We start from the raw sequence: 16,378 nt of genomic DNA on the forward strand, positions 1-16,378 counted from the left end.
CGCGTTCATAATGCTGAACGATCATGACGGTTCGTAGCGCCGAGCGAGTTTTGGAGCTGCTGGAGGTGATGGCCCAGCGCAGCACGGCCATTTCGCTCGCCGAGCTGCATCGCGTGATGAACCTGCCGAAGAGCAGCACCCTCATGCTCGTCCGGACGTTGGAGCAGCGCGGTTATGTCACGCGCGACGGCATCGGCGATTATCGGTTGACCCGCCTGCCCGGCGAGGACGCCGTCAACCGCCCCGCCTGGGGCACCCTGGTCCGGATCGCCACACCCTGGCTGACCGAAGCCGTCGCGACAGCGCGGGAAAGCGGCTTCATCGCCGTGCTGAGCGACGGCAACCATGTCCGCTACCTCAACAAGATCCTGCCGGCCGCGCGCGAGCTGAAATACGACCGCGACATCTCGATCGACCGGGTCGCCCATCACGTCGCGAGCGGACTGGCGCTGCTCTCGGCCCAGTCCGACGACGAGATCGAAGCCTATCTCGCTGCCCTGCCACCCGACGCCGACGGCCCCGACCGGCCGGCCACCGTGCGGACGGCCATCCTGGCGGCGCGGGCGAGCGGCATCGCGGTCAATCTGCACGGCCGGGTCGAGGGTGCGGCCGGCGTCGCCGTCGTCATCCGCGACCCGCGGGGACGGCCGTTGGCGGCGGTCAATCTCGCCGGTCCGGTCGACCGCGTGAAAGAGGGGCTGCCGGTCCTGGAGCGCGCCGCGCGCGAGGCGGCAGCCGGAATCGAACGGGCACTCGCCCGACGGACGCCGATCAGCGGCACCGCCGGCCGCACCGAACGCGAGGGATCGCCATCTTGACCCAATCACCGGAAACGCCGCGCGCATTCGATCTTGGCGCGCAGGGACCGCTCAGCGGCATGCGCGTGCTCGACCTGTCGCGCCTGGTCGCCGGCAACATGCTGTCGCTGCAGCTGGGCGACTTTGGCGCCGACGTGATCAAGATCGAGCCGCCGGAGGGCGATCCGCTGCGCGCTTGGCGCGACGGCGGCGAGCAGCTCTATTGGAAGACCTACAGCCGCAACAAGATGTCGGTGGTGATGAACCTCCGCCATGAGACGGCGCGCGAGGCCCTGCTGCGGCTGGTCGAGACGGCCGACGTGTTCGTCGAGAACTACCGGCCCGGCACGCTCGAGACCATGGGGCTCGCCCCCGAACTGCTGCTGAAGCGCAACCCGCGCCTCGTCGTCGTGCGCATCTCCGGCTTCGGCCAGACCGGCCCTTATGCCCAGTTGCCTGGCTTCGGCACGCTGGTCGAGGCGATGAGCGGCTTTGCCGACCGGACCGGTTTTCCAGACCGCGAGCCGGTGCTGCCACCCTTGGCGCTCGCCGACATGATCGCCGGCCTGTCGGGTGCCATGGCGACCGTGACCGCGCTCCTGGCGCGCGAGCGCAACGGCTCGGGCGGCCAGGTCATCGACCTCTCGCTCTTGGAGCCGATCTTCTCCACGCTCGGGCCTGAGGCCGCGATCTATCGGCGGACCGGCAAGGTCAAAGAGCGCGTCGGCAACGGCTCCAACACCTCGGCGCCGCGCAACATCTATCGCTGCGCCGACGGCGGCTATGTGGCGCTGTCCGGCTCGACCCAGGCCATGGCGAAGCGCGTCTTCGAGGTGATCGGCCAGGGCCGGATGATCGAGGACCCGCGCTTCCGCACCAATTCGGACCGGGTGCGCCATCGGGCGCTGGTCGACGAGATGGTCGGCGGCTGGTTCGCCGGCCGGCCGCGCAGCGAGGCACTGGCGCTGATGCGCGAAGCGGGGGTCACCGCCGGGCCGGTCTACAACATCGCCGACGCCGTCGCCGACCCGCATTTCCGCGAGCGGCAAGTGCTGGTCGAGGTCGAGGATCCGGAGCTCGGTTCGCTCCCCATGCACAATATCGTGCCGCGCCTGTCTGCGACGCCCGGCGTTTGGCGCCGCCCGGCGCCCGCTCTGGGTCAGCACACGGATGAAATCCTCACGGCGCTCGGCTTCGACGCCACGGCGATCGCGGCGATGCGCGCCGAAGGAGCCTGCGCATGATCCGCTCGCTGCTCTACGTCCCGGCAAGCGCCGAGCGCTTCGTCGCCAAGGCGCATCAGCGCGGCGCGGACGCGATCATCCTCGACCTGGAGGATGCCATTCCGGCGGAGGGCAAGGACAAGGCGCGCGACGCGCTTGCCGACGCGGTGCCACAGGTCGGCCAGTCCGGCGCCGCCGTGTTCGTGCGCATCAACAGCCAGCCGGAGCTGCGCGATCTCGATGCGGCCGCGGCCTGCCGGGCCGGCGCCCAAGGCCTGTTCGTGCCCAAGACCAAGTCGCCCGCGACGCTCGAGGCGCTAGCCAACCGGCTGGCACCGATCGAGCGGCAGATGGCGCGGCCGCCGCTCTGCTTCGTGCCGCTCGTCGAGGACCCGGGCGCCGTGCTCGATGCGCGTAGCATCGCCGCGGGGCCGCGCGTGTTCGCGATCGCCACCGGCGGCGAGGATCTTGCGACCGAGATGGATGCCGAGCCAACCGCCGACATGCTGCGGCTGCCGAAGCTACTCGTCCATCTGGCGGCCAAGGCGGCCGGCGTTCGCTCCTTCGGACTGCTGCGCTCGGTCGCCGACTACAGCGACACCGATGCGATCGCGGCGAGCGCGCGGGATGCACGGTCGCTGGGATTCGACGGCGCCTCCTGCATCCATCCGGCCGTGGTGCCGATCCTGAACGAGGCCTTCTCGCCCTCACCCGCGGCGCTCGACAAGGCGCGCCGGCTGGTGGCCGCGTTCGACGAAGCCGAAGCCCAGGGCCGCGGCGCCTTCGTGTTCGACGGCCAGATGGTCGATCTGCCGATCGTCGAGCGCGCTCGGCGGCTGATCGCGCGCGCCGGTTCGCGCCCCGGCGAGATCCTGTAGTTATGCCCCCTGTCGAAGGTCGCCCCGCCATGTCCGAGACCGTCCACGCCCCGCGCTCCCTGCTGTTCGTGCCGGCGACAAGCCCGGACAAGGCCGAGAAGGCGTTCGCGAGTGCTGCGGACGGCGTCATCCTCGATCTCGAAGATGCTGTCGCGATCGCGGAAAAGGCTGAGGCGCGCGCGAGCGCCGCGCGGCTGCTGCAGGCACGCCGGTCGACGCAGGTCTTCCTGCGCGTGAACGCGCTCGCGACGCCGTTCTGCTTCGACGATCTCGAGGCGGCCGCGGCGGCGGCGCTCGACGGCATCGTGCTGCCCAAGGCCGAATCGCCAAGCGAGCTCGCCACGGCCGACTGGGTGCTTTCCCAGTTCGAGGCCAGGGCCGGCAAGCCGGCCGGCAGCATCGCGATCCTGCCGATCCTGGAGACGGCCCGCGGCGTCGCCGCCGCGGCCAAGATCGCCCGCGCCTCCGAGCGCGTGCAGCGGCTGATGTTTGGCGCGGTCGATTTCGCGCTCGACCTCGACGTCGATATTACCGACGAAACCGGCACCATGGCGCATGCGCGCTTCGCGGTGGCCCTCGCCTCGCGCCAGGCCGGCCTCGCGGCGCCGATCGACTCCGTGTTCGTCGGCATCCGCGATCCGGACGGCCTGCGCGCTGCCTCCGCCCGGGCGCGCGCCATGGGCTTCGGCGGCAAGGCCTGCATCCACCCGGCGCAGATCGCGACGATCAACGAGGTGTTCTCGCCGAGCGAAGCCGAGCTCGCCCGGGCGCGCGAGATCGTCGCTGCCTTCGAGGCAGCCGAGGCCGCGGGGGCTGCCGCCGTCTCGGTCGGCGGCGCCATGGTCGACTATCCGGTCGTCGAGAAGGCGCGGCGCATGCTGGCCGCGGCTCGGGGGCGCTGAGATGACGACAGAGATCCCCCCGGCCCAACCCTACCGGCCCGAGCAGTCCTGCCCGCTCGACGGGCTGCGCGTGCTCGATTTCTCCCGCCTGGTCGCCGGCAACATGCTGACCCTACAGCTCGCCGACTTCGGTGCCGAGGTGATCAAGCTCGAGCCGGCCTCGGGCGACCCGCTCCGCGCCTGGCGCGAGGATGGTGTTGCGGCCTACTGGAAGGTCTATGGCCGCAACAAGAAGAGCATCCGGCTCGACCTGCGCAGCGCCGAGGGCAAGGCGCTGCTCGCCCGGCTGATCCCGACCGCCCACGTGCTGGTCGAAAGCTTCCGCCCCGGCAGCATGGAGGCGGCGGGATTCGGCCCCGAGGCGGTCGCACGCCTCAATCCCAAGCTTGTCTTCGTGCGCATCTCCGGCTTCGGCCAGACCGGTCCCTATGCCGAGCGGCCGGGCTTCGGCAGCCTGGTCGAGGCGATGAGCGGCTTCGCCGCCAAGAACGGCTTCGCCGACAAGCCGCCGGCGCTTCCGAATTTCGCGCTGGCCGACATGGTGGCCGGCATCCAGGGCGCCTTTGCCGCCATGGTGGCGGTGCGCGAGGCCGAGCGGCCCGGCGGCAAGGGCCAGGTGATCGATCTCTCCCTGCTGGAACCGCTGCATGCGACGCTTGGCCCCGAGGCCGCCGCCTGGCGCATCACCGGCAGCATCCCGCCGCGCTCGGGCAACCGAGCGTCCATCACGGCGCCGCGCAACATCTACGCGACGGCCGACGGCGGCTGGGTCGCCCTATCCGCCTCGACCCAGGCGATGACGGAGCGCCTGTTCCGCGCGATCGGCCGGGCGGACATGATCGACGATCCGCGGTTCCGCACCAATGCGGACCGGCTCGCCCATGTCGAGGACGTGGACGCCGTCGTCGCCGCCTTCATCGGCGCCCGCTCGCTCGCCGAGAACCTGGCGTTCTTCGAGGCGGCCGAGGTGACGGTCGGTCCGGTCTACGACGCCCAGGGCTTCGAGGCGGATCCGCATGTCCAGGGCCGCGGCGTGCTGGTCGAGATGGCGGACGCGGACCTGGGCAGCCTGCCCATGCATGCCGTGGTTCCGCGCCTGTCCGAAACCCCGGGCGCGCTTCGCCGCCCGGCGCCGGCCCTGGGCGAGCACGAGCAGGAGATCCTGGCGGCACTCGGCGACGGGTAAGGCCGAAAGCCCAGTGAAAGCTTGGCAGGCTACATTCGACAACCACTAACAAACGGGAGGGACGGCCATGAAGATGGCAATGACGCGCAAGCAATTTCTGATGGGGGCCACGGCGGCTGCGGCCACGGTGGCGATCCGGCCGGCCTTCGCCGCACGCCGGACGGTCATCAAGTTCGGGCTTGACCTCACGACCGACCATCCAACGACGGTGAACCTCACCACCGCCGCCCAGAAGATCAAGGACGCGACCAAGGGCGAGGTCGAGGTGCAGGTGTTCCCGAGCAGCCAGCTTGGCGACGACACGCACATGCTGTCGAACCTGCGCTCCGGCGCCATGCAGATGATGGCGATCGGCGACAATATCCTGGCGACCCTGGTGCCGACTGCCGCGATCGACAATGTCGGCTTCGCCTTCAAGACCCCGGAGATGGCGTGGAAGGCGCTCGACGGCAGCGTCGGCGACCTGGTGCGCGCGGACATCGAGAAGGTCGGGCTCCATCCGATGCACCGCATCTGGGACGAGGGCTTCCGCGAGATCACGTCCAGCACCAAGCAGATCAACAGCCCGGCCGACCTGCAGGGCTTCAAGATCCGCGTCCCGCCGAGCCCGATCTCGCTCTCGATCTTCCAATCGCTGGGTGCCTCGGCAACCACGATCAACGCGGCCGAACTCTACACCTCGCTGCAGACCCACGTGGTCGATGGCCAGGAGAACCCGCTCGGCAACATCGAGACCATGAAGCTCGACCAGGTGCAGAAATACTGCTCGCTCACCAATCACATGTGGGTCGGATACTGGCTGCTGATGAACGGGCAGTTCTGGGCCGGACTGCCGGACGATCACAAGAAAATCATCGCCGACACGTTCGACGCGCAGGCGCTCGAGCAACGCAAGGCCAACCAAGCGCTCGACGCCTCGCTCGAAGAGACGCTGAAGAAGCAGGGCATGGAATTCGCCAAGCCCGATAATACGGCGTTCCAGAAGGTGCTGACCCAGTCCGGCTTCTACAAGACGTGGAAGGACAAGTTCGGCGCCCCGCTCTGGACGGCGCTCGAAAGCTTCACCGGTCCGCTCGCCTGACGCCCCGGCAGCCGGTGAGCAGCATCTTCCGCGGCCTCGATCGGGCCGTCGACTGGCTGAGCCAAGGCGTGGCCGCCAGTCTCGTCGCCATCGAGGTCGTCCTCCTGTTCGCAGGGGTGGTCGGACGCTATGCGTTCAACCACCCGCTGGTCTGGGCCGACGAGGTCGCGGGCATTCTGTTCCTCTGGCTGGTCAGCCTCGGTGCGGTGGTCGCCCTCCGCCGCACCGAGCATATGCGCATGACCGTCATCGTGGGCCGCCTGGGGCCGCGCGCCCGGCGGCTTGCCGCCTGTCTTTCGGCCATGCTGGTCGTGATCGTGGCGCTCTGCCTGATCGTGCCGGGCCTGACCTACGCGGAGCAGCAGGCGGCAATCCTGACGCCCGTGCTGCAGATGCCTGGCTCCTGGGAGATCCTGGGGCAGCTCGCCGCCCTGGTGCTGCTGCTCTATGTGGCGCTGCGCCAGCTGCTGGGCGAGGCGAGCTGGCTCGAGATCGCACTGGTACTGGGCTTCGCCGCAGTCGTGTGGCTCGGGCTCGACCGGCTCGAGGACGCCTTCGATTTCGGTAACGGCGACCTGCTGATCTATTTCATCGGCATGGTCGGCTTCTGCATCTTCCTGGGCGTGCCGATCGCCTTCAGCTTCGCGATCTCGACGTTCAGCTACATCCATTTCACCAGCAACATCCCGCTCTCGGTCGTCATCAGCCAGATGGACCAGGGCATGTCGTCGATCGAGCTCCTGGCCGTGCCGATGTTCGTGGTGCTGGGGCTGCTGTTGGAGATGACCGGCATCGCCCGCGCCATGGTGAATTTCCTGGCGGCGCTCGTCGGCCACCGGCGCGGCGGCCTGTCCTACGTGCTGATCGCCGCCATGTACCTGATCTCGGGCATTTCCGGCTCGAAGGCCGCCGACCAGGCGGCGGTGGCACCGGTGCTGCTGCCCGAGATGCGCCGGCGCGGCGTGCCGCCGGGCGAGCTTGCGGCCCTGCTCGCGGCCTCCGCCGCCATGTCCGAGACGATCCCGCCGAGCCTGGTGCTGATCATCGTCGGCGCCGTCACCGGCGTCTCGATCGCAGCACTCTTCACCGGCGGGCTGCTGCCGGCGGCGATCGCCGCCGCGGGCCTGGCGCTGCTCGTGTTCTTCCGTACCCGTGGGGACCGTCCGGAGCGCACGCACGCGACCGCTGCCGAGGTCGGCCGGCTGTTCCTGATCGCCCTGCCGGCGCTGATCCTGCCGTTTCTCATCCGCTATGTGGTGCTGGCCGGCATCACGACAGCGACCGAGGTTGCGACCGTCGGCGTCGTTTATTCGATCCTGGTCGGGCTCTTCGTCTATCGCTGCTTCGACTGGCGCCGCCTGTTCCCGATCCTGGTCGAAACGGCGGCGCTGTCGGGCGCCATCCTGCTCATCATCGGCTCAGCGAGCGCCATGGCCTGGTCGCTGACCCAGGCCGGCTTCGCCCAGACATTGGCCGAGTTGATGACCAGCCTGCCCGGCGGTAGCGCCGGCTTCCTCGCCGTGTCGGTCGTCCTCTTCGTCGTGCTGGGCAGCGTGCTTGAGGGCCTGCCGGCCATGGTGCTGTTCGGCCCCCTGCTGTTTCCGGCGGCCCAGCAGCTGGGCATCCACCTGGTCCAGTATGGCATCGTTGCCATCCTGGCCATGGGCATCGGCCTGTTCTCGCCACCGTTCGGCGTCGGCTTCTACCAGACCTGCTTGATCGGCAAGGTCTCGAGCGACGAAGCGTTCAGCCGGATCTGGCCCTACATGGCGACCTTGATCGTGGCGCTCATCATCGTCGCGGCCGTGCCCTGGATCTCGATCGGCTTCCTCGGTTAGCGGGGGCGTAGCGGGCGGCGGCGCCACCCCGCGCGCCGATCATCCGGCGACAGGTGCCGGCCGAGCAGCCGAATGGAAGCGCGATGATGGATGATCCATCCGGATTCCGCGGCGCTCTTATCGCCGGCGGCCGATGGTCGCCGGCATTTTACTCTGCCCCCTTGCAGCCGCACGCCTGAGACCTCTTGAACCGGCCGCGCGGGGGTTGTATCAGATTAAACCTGAGAGTGTTCGGCACTGCAGCATCTTCTCATCCGTGCAGGGAAGATCGCCAGTGCCGCCAGCTCACGATCTCGATCCGTCGAACCCGCCCGCTGCTGCGAACGACAAGCCTTCGCCGCTCTGCCGGATGCACGAGGGCGCATTGCGCCTGCCCGACGGTCCTTTGTCCGACGGTCCTTTGTCCGGCGGCCCGTTGTCTGGCATCTGGGAAGACCGGACCGTCACCATGCTGCGCCCGATCGGCGCCGATGGCGGCGCCAGCATCGTCGTGACGCGGGACACGCTGCCGGCGAACATGAGCCTCGACGAGCACGTGGCCCGGCAGCGGCTGCTGTTCCAGCAAGAGCTGCCCGGCTTCACCCTGTTGCAGGACACGCCCGGCGAGCTGGACGCGCATCCGTCGCACCTGCTGGAGTTCCATTGGAACAACCGGGGCACGTCCTTCTTCCAGGCCGTGGTGATCGTGCTCCGTGAGCGCCGCCTCCTCAATTTCACCGCCTCTGTGCCCCGTGACGCTGCCGATGTCGAGACGCGAGAGGCGCTCTTGCGGTCGATCTGCAGCTTCCGGTTCGCGCCGCCGGAGGGGCCTGTCGAGGTCCGGCCGACGTGACGGACGCGGCGTCTTCGCCGGATGGCCCGGCCGCGGCGCGGCTGGGCGACCCGATCGAACATGAGTCGTTGCTGTCCGAGATCGGCCAGGTCGGCGCCGGCTTGCTGACCGGCATCGCGGTCGGCGCCGTGTTCGGCCTGGCAGCCGCGTTCGTGGTCGGCACCGGCGGGCTCGGTGCCGTCGTTCTGGGCGCCGTCGTCGCGGCCGGCATGGAGTTCGGCGCCGACAAGGCGATGCACGCGGCCGGGCTGCACGGCCCCGGCGACCTGCCGGGCGACGTCAGCAACTTCGTTGGCGGCGCGCTCGACTCCGTGTTTCCGCCCGAAGTGATGGGCCATATCGTCCAGGGCTCGCCCAACGTCTTTATCAACAACCTGCCGGCAGCCCGCGCCATGCCGGGCGGCGAGCAGGACGACGACAATCGGGTGGAATGCGACCGGCACACAAAGAAGCAGCATGTCGCGGAAGGCGCCTCGACCGTCTTTATCAATGGGGCGCCGGCGCATCGGGTCGGCGACCAGACCGATTGCGGCGGCAAGACGTCGAAGGGCTCGCCGAACGTTTTCATCGGCAGCCCGCCGATTGCGACGCGCGAGATCGAGTCCGGCATGCCGGGCTGGCTCGGTACCGTCAGCATGATCGCCGGCATCGCGCTCGCAGTCTGCACGCGGAACTGGAAGTCGATTCCCGGCAAGCTTGCCTGCCTCGGCGTCGGCATGGCCGCCGGCTACGTTACCGACAAGGTGCTGACCGCAAGCTTCGGCCGCCCGGTGCACGCGCCGACCGGGGCGAAGTTCCTGGACGGGTCTCAGGACACCGACTTCGCGCTGCCGGGCCGCCTGCCGCTCAATTGGGTCCGAACCTATAACAGCCTGGACACGACCGACGGGCCGCTCGGCCCCGGCTGGCGCCTGCCGGTCACGGTGACGCTGAGCGCAACCACATCGGTGTCGCTCGATGGGCTGATCGAGGCGACGCTGACCGACGCGCAAGGCATCGAAATGCCGTTCGGTCCGATCGGATCCGGCGCCGCCACGGCCAACATCCTCTACGGCTGGACCTTGGGCCGCGTCTCCGGGCGCTGGCTGGCGCGCGACCCGGACGGGCTTTGCTACGACTTCGGGCCGGACCGGCCGGGGCGCGATCTGCCCCTGCGGCACATCGAAGACCGCAACGGCAACACGATTGTCCTCGACTATGACGAGGCGGGGCGGCTGACGGCGCTGACCGATAGTGTCGGCCGGTGCTACCGGCTGGACTATGACGAACCCCACCCGCGCCGCATTGCCAAGGTTGCCTGGATCAGGTCGCCGGCGACGGCCGAGGCGCCGGAGGCGGCCGTGGTGCTGGTGCGCTACGGCTACGATGCCGCCGGGCGGCTCACGACGGTAACGGACCGCGCGGGCGCGGTGGTGCGGCGCTTCGGCTGGCACGACACGGGGCCGGGCCGGAACCTGATGGCGACGCAGACGCTGCCAACGGGGCTCACCGCCCATTACGACTGGGCCCAGGCGGGGGACCACCCGCGGGTGGTGCGGCACTGGACGAGCCAGGGCGAAGCCTGGCAGACCGAGTATCGCTTGGGCGCCGACGGGAAGAGCGGCGCGACGGTCGTGACCGACCATCTGGGCCGGAAACAGGCGTGGGACTGGATCGGACCCTATCAGATCACGGCCTATACCGACCCGCTCGGCCGGACCTGGCGCTGGGAATATGACGCGAACCTGCTGCCGGTCGCGTGCATCGAGCCGGACGGGGCGACCTGGACCCAGCAGTATGACGAGCGCGGCAATCTGGTCGAGGCGGCCGACCCGCTCGGCGGGCGCACCCGGATCGACTGGTGGCATGTCGATCCGACGCTGCCGGTGCTGGAAGCGGGGCCGGACGGGGCCGAGACGCGGTTCGAGTACGACGGACGAGGCAACCTGACGGCGCTCGGGCATCCAGGCGGACAGATCGCATTCACCCGGGACGTGCGGGGGGCCGTGATCGAGCGGCGCGATGAGCGCGGCGGCCTCAGCCGATGGGAGCGGCGACCGGACGGCCAGGCGTCGGCCTACCGGGATTGCTCCGGCAAGGAGACGCGTTGGGATTACAACGCCGAGGGCCTGCCGATCCGCGAGACCGACGCAGCGGGGCACGCGACGATCCAGGTCTGGGACGCGGCCGGCCAGCCGGCGACGCGCCTGACGCCGGACGGGATCGCGACCGCGTGGCACTGGCTGCCGGGCGGCTATCTCGGCCGGGTGGAGCGGTCAGGGTCGATCACGCATTATTCCTGGGATGCGGCCGGGCGGCTGATGAGCACGGTCGATCCAGCGGGCGCGTTGGTCGGGCGGCGCTACGACGCGGCCGGGCGGCTTGCGTTGCTGGTCGACGGGGCGGGCCAGGAGACGCGATTCGAGTATGACGTGGCCGACCGGCTGGTGGCCGAAACCGGGATCGATGGGTTGCGCACCGAATACGGGCTCGACGCGCGCGACCTGCCGGTCAAGGTCGTGCGCGGGGCGGGCACGCCCGCGGCGAGCGTGCTCAGCCTGGAGCGCGACCTCCTGGGCCGCCTCATCGGCAAGCGCGCGGCGGAGTCGGTGACGCGCTACGACTACGATCCGGCTGGCCGGGTGACGCGGGTGCGGCGCTTCGCGGCCGACGGCGAGACGTCCGTCGATATGGCGACCTTCGGTTACGATGCGGCCGGCCGGCTCGTCGAGGAGACGACGGAGATCCGTCGACTGGGCCGGCAGCGGGCGGCCGCCGTGCCGGGCCAGCCGGGCACCTGGACGTGGGAGGCGCTGCCGGAGCCGAGCCGGACGGCGATCCGCCATACGCGCGATGCGCTCGGCAACATCGTCGCAACCGCCCTGCCCCACGGGCCGGACGTACGCTATCTGCGCTACGGCAGCGGCCACCTGTTGCAGGTCAATCTCGGCGACACAGTGGTTTCGGAACTGACGCGCGACGACCTGCATCGGGAGGTCGGGCGCAGCCAGGGCGCGCTGGAGAGCCAATTCGCGCTCGACCCGATGGGCCGGCGGCTCGCGGTCGCGGCGGCGCCGGCCGCGTTCGGTGGGGGTCTTGCGAAGGACTACGGCTATAACGACCTGGGCCTGCTGGCACAGCGACGCGAGCGGGGCATGGCCGAGCGCCGCTACGGCTATGACCGCGCCGGGCGGATCGTCGCGAATGAGACGCTGCGCACGGCGCCGGGCGAGACGGCCGCGCCGTTCTCGGACCCGTCGCCGGGTCCGCTCGACGAGCGCTTCGCCTGGGACCAGGCATCGAACGCGGTGCCGGTCGACCGCACGCTTCGGGTGATCGCGGGCGCGGTCGAGCTGAACCGGGTCGTGCGCTGGAGCGGGATGCGCTACGACTATGACCTCCAGGGCCGGCTCGTGACCAAGCGCACGGCGGCGGGCGGGGCGATCAGCTTCGCGTGGAACGACGAGCACCAGCTGGTCGGCAGCTGGTCGGCGCGCGGCGGCGACTGGAGCTATCATTACGACGCGCTCGGCCGGCGCATCGCCAAGCGGCGGCACGAGGGCGCCCGGGCGGCGGAGACGGTCTGGTTCGTGTGGGACGGGCTGCGGCTGGTGCAGGAGGTCGCGGGCGAGCGCTGCCTCACCACCCTCTACGAGGATACCGGCAGCTATGTGCCGCTGGCACGGGCCGAGCTAGGCACCTGGGAAGAGACGGTCGGGCCCGAGTGGATCTTCCATTTCCACACCGACATCAATGGCGCGCCGGAGGAGCTCACGACCCACGACGGCCGGGTCGCCTGGCGGGCGCGCTACCGAACCTGGGGCGCGCTCGCGCTCGAGGAGTGGGACCGCGACGAGCAATGGGACGAAGCGGCCCACCGCCGGGCGCAGAACCTGCGCTTCCAAGGCCAGTACCACGACGCGGAGACGGGGCTACACTACAACACGTTCCGCTATTACGATCCCGAGATCGGCCGGTTCACGAGCCAGGACCCGATCGGGCTCCGGGGCGGACTCAATCTATATCAATATGCGCCGGATCCGCTGAACTGGATCGACCCGTGGGGCTGGGCATTTGGGTCTGGTCAAGGAACGCACTATGCGACGAGCACGCTATTCGACAAGGACGGCAATATAAAATCGACCGGCCAATGGCAAAGTGGAAACATGACGCCAGACGAAGCGGCACTCGGTTTTCCGCAGAATACGCTTGCGACGCACACAGAAGCGAGAATCACACGTAGTACTGTAGCCGAACCAGGAGATACCTTGCTGATAGAGGGACAATACCCCCCATGCAATTCCTGCAAAGGAAAGATGAACGCGTTCTCTGAAAAGACTGGAGCAAAAACCGTTTATACGTGGACAGATGAAAATGGCGAAGTTAGGACGTGGAAAAATAAGGGCCCGCGCCGAGGTGGTTGTGGCTAAAAAGGGAGGCGCATGATGGCTAAAATCCTTAAATTCTTTGCAAATGTAGTCCGCTGTTATGTCGAAGATGATGTTATCACGGTAGGATTCGGCGATGATGATTATGCGCCAAAGGCGTATACCATCATCACACGTTTCGATGATGAGGAAGAGAATTATTCCGAGGGCGAGGGGCCGATTGGGATTCAGACGAATTTGTCTGAAATTGAGAGTTCTTCTGCGATAGCTTCCATTGAACTGAAGGATAATTTTATCAAGATAAAGATTAACGAGAGAAAGAGAACATATGTTGGTGTCGATGAGATAATAATTGAATTTGAACCATCAAAAGAAAACGTAGATTCTATTAATAAGTATTTTCATATGATATTTGATGGCAGCGAGACTCAGATAGATATCTAACAGACTGTTGAAAAACTGCCATAGGTTCCGGCACTACGATCTGGATATCGGGCGGTTCACGAGCCAGGACCCGATTGGGCTTAGAGGCAGGATCAACGCGTGGGCTCCCGGTCTGGGTGGCGCCCGCATCGGCGCCGCCCAGACCTGGCTTTCAGCCGACCTTTCGATAGGGCCGGTACTTCGGTTCCCAGACCCGGGCCGCGATGCGGGTGTCGAGCGTCGCCGCGTCGCACGGGTCCGCCACACCGTCGGCCTGGGCCTGGCGCGCCACGACCTGAGCAACCGCGATCGCGACCGAGCGGAGCTCGGTCACCGGCGGCAGCAGCTGGCCTTCCTTGTCGGTGACGGTGGGCGACAGCTCGGCCACCTTCTTGCCGGCCACCATGAACATGGCGTCGGTGATGCGCCTGGCACCCGCGGCCAGCACACCCAGGCCGATGCCCGGGAAGATGTAGGAATTGTTCGTCTGGTTGACCTTGGCGGCCCGGCCGTTCCACTGCAGCGGCGGGAACGGGCTGCCGGTGCCGATGAGCGCGCGGCCGCCGGTCCAGGTCATGAGCTGCTCCGGCGTCGCTTCCGAGCGCGAGGTCGGGTTGGACAGCGGAAAGATCACCGGCCGCTCGACCGCCTCGGCCATGGCGCGCACGACCGGCTCGGTGAAGGCGCCGCCTTGGCCGGACACGCCGATCAGCACGGTCGGCCGCGCGTTGGTCGCCACGTCGAACAGTCCGACCGTGCCGGGCTTCTGCAGTTGCCAGCCCTCGACGTCGGCCGGGCGCTTGAGGAACGGCTGCTGCGCCGGCGTGATGTCCGCCATGCCCTCGACCAACAGGCCATAGCGGTCGACCAGGAAGAAGCGGCTACGCGCGTCCGCTTCGCTCGCACCGGCGTCGATCATCGCCTGGAGCAGGAGGGAGGCGATGCCGCAGCCGGCCGAGCCCGCGCCCAGCACGGCGATGCGCTGCTCGGTCAGCGGCACGCCCGTCACGTTGACCGCGGCGAGCAGCGTGCTCGCGGCGATGGCGGCGGTGCCCTGGATATCGTCGTTGAAGGTGCACAGCCGGTCGCGATAGCGCGCGAGCAGGCGGGCGGCGTTGGAGCCGGCGAAATCCTCCCAATGGAGCAGCACGTCGGGCCAGCGCTCCGTCACGGCGGTGACGAATTCCTCGATGAACGCATCGTACTCGTCGCCGCGGATGCGCTCGTGCCGCCAGCCGACATAGAGCGGGTCGTTGAGCCGTTCCTGGTTGTTCGTGCCGACATCGAGCAGGACCGGCAGCGTCTCGTCCGGATGGATGCCGGCGCAGGCCGTGTAGAGCGCGAGCTTGCCGATGGAGATGCCCATGCCGCCGGCGCCCTGGTCGCCAAGGCCGAGGATACGCTCGCCATCGCTGACGACGATGATGCGCACCCGATCGAAACGGGCGTCGGCCAGGATCTCCCGGATGCGGTGCTTGTTCGGATAGCTGATGAAGACGCCGCGCGGCTTGCGCCAGATCTCACTGAAGCGCTGGCAGCCTTCGCCGACAGTCGGCGTATAGACCAGCGGCAGCGTCTGCTCGAGATCGCGAGCGAGCACGGCATAGAACAGCGTTTCGTTGGTGTCCTGCAAATCGCGCAAGAAGGCATAGCGCTCGAAATCGGTGGCGAAAGCGCACAGGACTTTCCACCGGCGTTCGACCTGCTCCTCAAGCGTGCCGACGTGCGGCGGCAACAAGCCATGCAGATGGAACGTGTCGCGTTCCACATCGGTGAACGCGGTGCCCTTGTTGAGCATGGGCTTGTTGACCAGATCGAAACCGGACAGGTCCGTTTCGACCGGCGAAACGAGATCAGGTGACTCACTCATGGGACTTTTCCTTCATAGACACGTCAAGACGAACGGATGGCAGACGAGCCGATGGCAACGGCTACCTGCCGTCGTCTTGGGCAGGGCACTCACTGGCTGAAGCTTCTGTTGAAAGCATTGCTCGACATCTCCCCCGGCGGAGGCACACGCCCATCGGCTCGGGGGAGCCAGGGATCGCGGCATATCGCGTCGCCGGTCGTGATCTGCGTCGACATGTGACTCTCCTCCGTTTCGAGGTGGTGGGGTATCCGACCTCGCTTCTCAAGGGTGCGGAGGTTGAGCCGGCGAAGACTGTCGCTCGAACTGCAGGCGCGCTATTTCGAAAGACGGAATGACGAGGGCGGCCGCTTGTAAGTGGCCAGAAAGGCATCGTTGAACCGGCGGACGCTGCCGAACCCGGCCGCGAAGGCGATTTCCGCCAGCGCCATGTCGGTCTCGTCGATCAGGCGCTTCGCCTGCTGCACGCGCCGCGTTGCGGCGATTTCGCTCGGGCTCGCGCCGGCATGACGCAGGAACAGGCGGTGCAGATGGCGCGGTCCGACGCCCAGCGCGTCCGAAAGATCCGTCACGGACGCCCGATCGAGAAAACCATCCTCGATCATGCGTATCCCGCGGGCCACGGTCGTGGCAGTTCCCATCCAGGCCGGCGATCCCGGCGCCGTTTCCGGCCGACAGCGGAGGCAGGGGCGAAAGCCCGCCCGCTCCGCCGCGGCGGCCGTCGCATAGAACGTCACGTTCTCGGAGCGCGCCGGACGAACCGGACAGATCGGGCGGCAATAGATGCGCGTCGAACGCACGCCCGAGAAGAAAAGCCCGTCGAAGGCAGGGTCGCGCGCCAGCCGTGCCCGGTCGCAAGCCTCCCGATCGAGATGCGGCGGCAGCGTCTGCGGGCGCGTCGAAGCCGTAGCCATGACGAAATGCTAGTTCCGGCGCCGCCCTGGGAGTAGCCGGAATCGGACACTATCGGACGACAAGGTCCGA

Annotated in this window: 12 protein-coding genes; 10 read left to right on the forward strand and 2 right to left on the reverse strand. The window is 68.1% G+C overall.

The genetic code is table 11. The features are described 5' to 3' along the window. The first annotated feature begins 23 nt into the window (after positions 1–23). The 10 genes from IEY58_RS29570 (at position 24) to IEY58_RS29615 (ending at position 13,548) form a co-directional block, all read left to right on the forward strand. Positions 24–818: an IclR family transcriptional regulator gene (locus tag IEY58_RS29570; protein ID WP_189051769.1), complete on the forward strand. Its 795-nt coding sequence runs from the start codon at positions 24–26 to the stop codon at positions 816–818. Next, positions 815–2,041, forward strand: a complete 1,227-nt coding sequence (locus tag IEY58_RS29575; RefSeq protein ID WP_229744052.1) for a CaiB/BaiF CoA transferase family protein — start codon at positions 815–817, stop codon at positions 2,039–2,041. The genes IEY58_RS29570 and IEY58_RS29575 overlap by 4 nt, the downstream gene beginning before the upstream one ends. Then, complete coding sequence (locus IEY58_RS29580; RefSeq protein WP_189051770.1) at positions 2,038–2,898, forward strand: HpcH/HpaI aldolase/citrate lyase family protein; 861 nt, start codon at positions 2,038–2,040, stop codon at positions 2,896–2,898. Before IEY58_RS29575 ends, IEY58_RS29580 begins: the two co-directional genes overlap by 4 nt. A gap of 29 nt (positions 2,899–2,927) precedes the next feature. Continuing rightward, positions 2,928–3,800, forward strand: coding sequence for an HpcH/HpaI aldolase/citrate lyase family protein (locus IEY58_RS29585; protein ID WP_189051771.1), 873 nt, complete (start codon positions 2,928–2,930; stop codon positions 3,798–3,800). A 1-nt stretch (position 3,801) separates the two neighbouring features. Then, the gene (locus IEY58_RS29590) at positions 3,802–4,986 is read left to right on the forward strand and encodes a CaiB/BaiF CoA transferase family protein (RefSeq protein WP_189051772.1); all 1,185 of its coding nucleotides are present in this window, start codon (positions 3,802–3,804) and stop codon (positions 4,984–4,986) included. 67 nt (positions 4,987–5,053) lie between these two features. Continuing rightward, the gene (locus tag IEY58_RS29595) at positions 5,054–6,067 is read left to right on the forward strand and encodes a TRAP transporter substrate-binding protein (RefSeq protein WP_189051773.1); all 1,014 of its coding nucleotides are present in this window, start codon (positions 5,054–5,056) and stop codon (positions 6,065–6,067) included. 14 nt (positions 6,068–6,081) lie between these two features. Continuing rightward, positions 6,082–7,905 carry a TRAP transporter large permease gene (locus tag IEY58_RS29600; protein ID WP_189051774.1) on the forward strand — a complete coding sequence of 608 codons (1,824 nt, stop codon included), beginning with the start codon at positions 6,082–6,084 and terminating at the stop codon, positions 7,903–7,905. Positions 7,906–8,179: 274 nt separating this feature from the next. Next, positions 8,180–8,737 (forward strand): DUF1795 domain-containing protein, encoded by a 558-nt coding sequence (locus tag IEY58_RS29605; RefSeq protein ID WP_189051775.1) that lies wholly within the window; start codon positions 8,180–8,182, stop codon positions 8,735–8,737. Further along, the gene (locus tag IEY58_RS29610) at positions 8,734–13,146 is read left to right on the forward strand and encodes an RHS repeat-associated core domain-containing protein (protein ID WP_189051776.1); all 4,413 of its coding nucleotides are present in this window, start codon (positions 8,734–8,736) and stop codon (positions 13,144–13,146) included. The genes IEY58_RS29605 and IEY58_RS29610 overlap by 4 nt, the downstream gene beginning before the upstream one ends. A gap of 12 nt (positions 13,147–13,158) precedes the next feature. Continuing rightward, complete coding sequence (locus IEY58_RS29615) at positions 13,159–13,548, forward strand: hypothetical protein (RefSeq protein WP_189051777.1); 390 nt, start codon at positions 13,159–13,161, stop codon at positions 13,546–13,548. 151 nt (positions 13,549–13,699) lie between these two features. On the opposite strand, the gene IEY58_RS29620 is transcribed toward IEY58_RS29615, so the two are convergent. Both IEY58_RS29620 and IEY58_RS29625 read right to left on the reverse strand, forming a co-directional pair. Further along, on the reverse strand, positions 13,700–15,397 hold the full coding sequence (locus IEY58_RS29620; RefSeq protein WP_189051778.1) for an NAD-dependent malic enzyme: 1,698 nt from the start codon (positions 15,395–15,397) through the stop codon (positions 13,700–13,702). A gap of 314 nt (positions 15,398–15,711) precedes the next feature. After that, entirely contained in the window at positions 15,712–16,308 is a 597-nt protein-coding gene (locus IEY58_RS29625) for a bifunctional transcriptional activator/DNA repair enzyme AdaA (RefSeq protein ID WP_189051779.1), read from the reverse strand. Between the last annotated feature and the right edge of the window lie 70 nt (positions 16,309–16,378).

The sequence above is a fragment of the Aliidongia dinghuensis genome (assembly GCF_014643535.1).
Classification (GTDB): domain Bacteria; phylum Pseudomonadota; class Alphaproteobacteria; order ATCC43930; family CGMCC-115725; genus Aliidongia; species Aliidongia dinghuensis.

What these genes read in the sequence shown, in the direction of transcription:
- IEY58_RS29570 (WP_189051769.1), top strand. Translation starts at nt 24, where the DNA reads ATGACGGTTCGTAGCGCCGAGCGAGTTTTGGAGCTGCTGGAGGTGATG.
- IEY58_RS29580 (WP_189051770.1), top strand. Translation starts at nt 2,038, where the DNA reads ATGATCCGCTCGCTGCTCTACGTCCCGGCAAGCGCCGAGCGCTTCGTC.
- IEY58_RS29585 (WP_189051771.1), top strand. Translation starts at nt 2,928, where the DNA reads ATGTCCGAGACCGTCCACGCCCCGCGCTCCCTGCTGTTCGTGCCGGCG.
- IEY58_RS29590 (WP_189051772.1), top strand. Translation starts at nt 3,802, where the DNA reads ATGACGACAGAGATCCCCCCGGCCCAACCCTACCGGCCCGAGCAGTCC.
- IEY58_RS29595 (WP_189051773.1), top strand. Translation starts at nt 5,054, where the DNA reads ATGAAGATGGCAATGACGCGCAAGCAATTTCTGATGGGGGCCACGGCG.
- IEY58_RS29615 (WP_189051777.1), top strand. Translation starts at nt 13,159, where the DNA reads ATGATGGCTAAAATCCTTAAATTCTTTGCAAATGTAGTCCGCTGTTAT.
- IEY58_RS29620 (WP_189051778.1), bottom strand. Translation starts at nt 15,397, where the DNA reads ATGAGTGAGTCACCTGATCTCGTTTCGCCGGTCGAAACGGACCTGTCC.
- IEY58_RS29625 (WP_189051779.1), bottom strand. Translation starts at nt 16,308, where the DNA reads ATGGCTACGGCTTCGACGCGCCCGCAGACGCTGCCGCCGCATCTCGAT.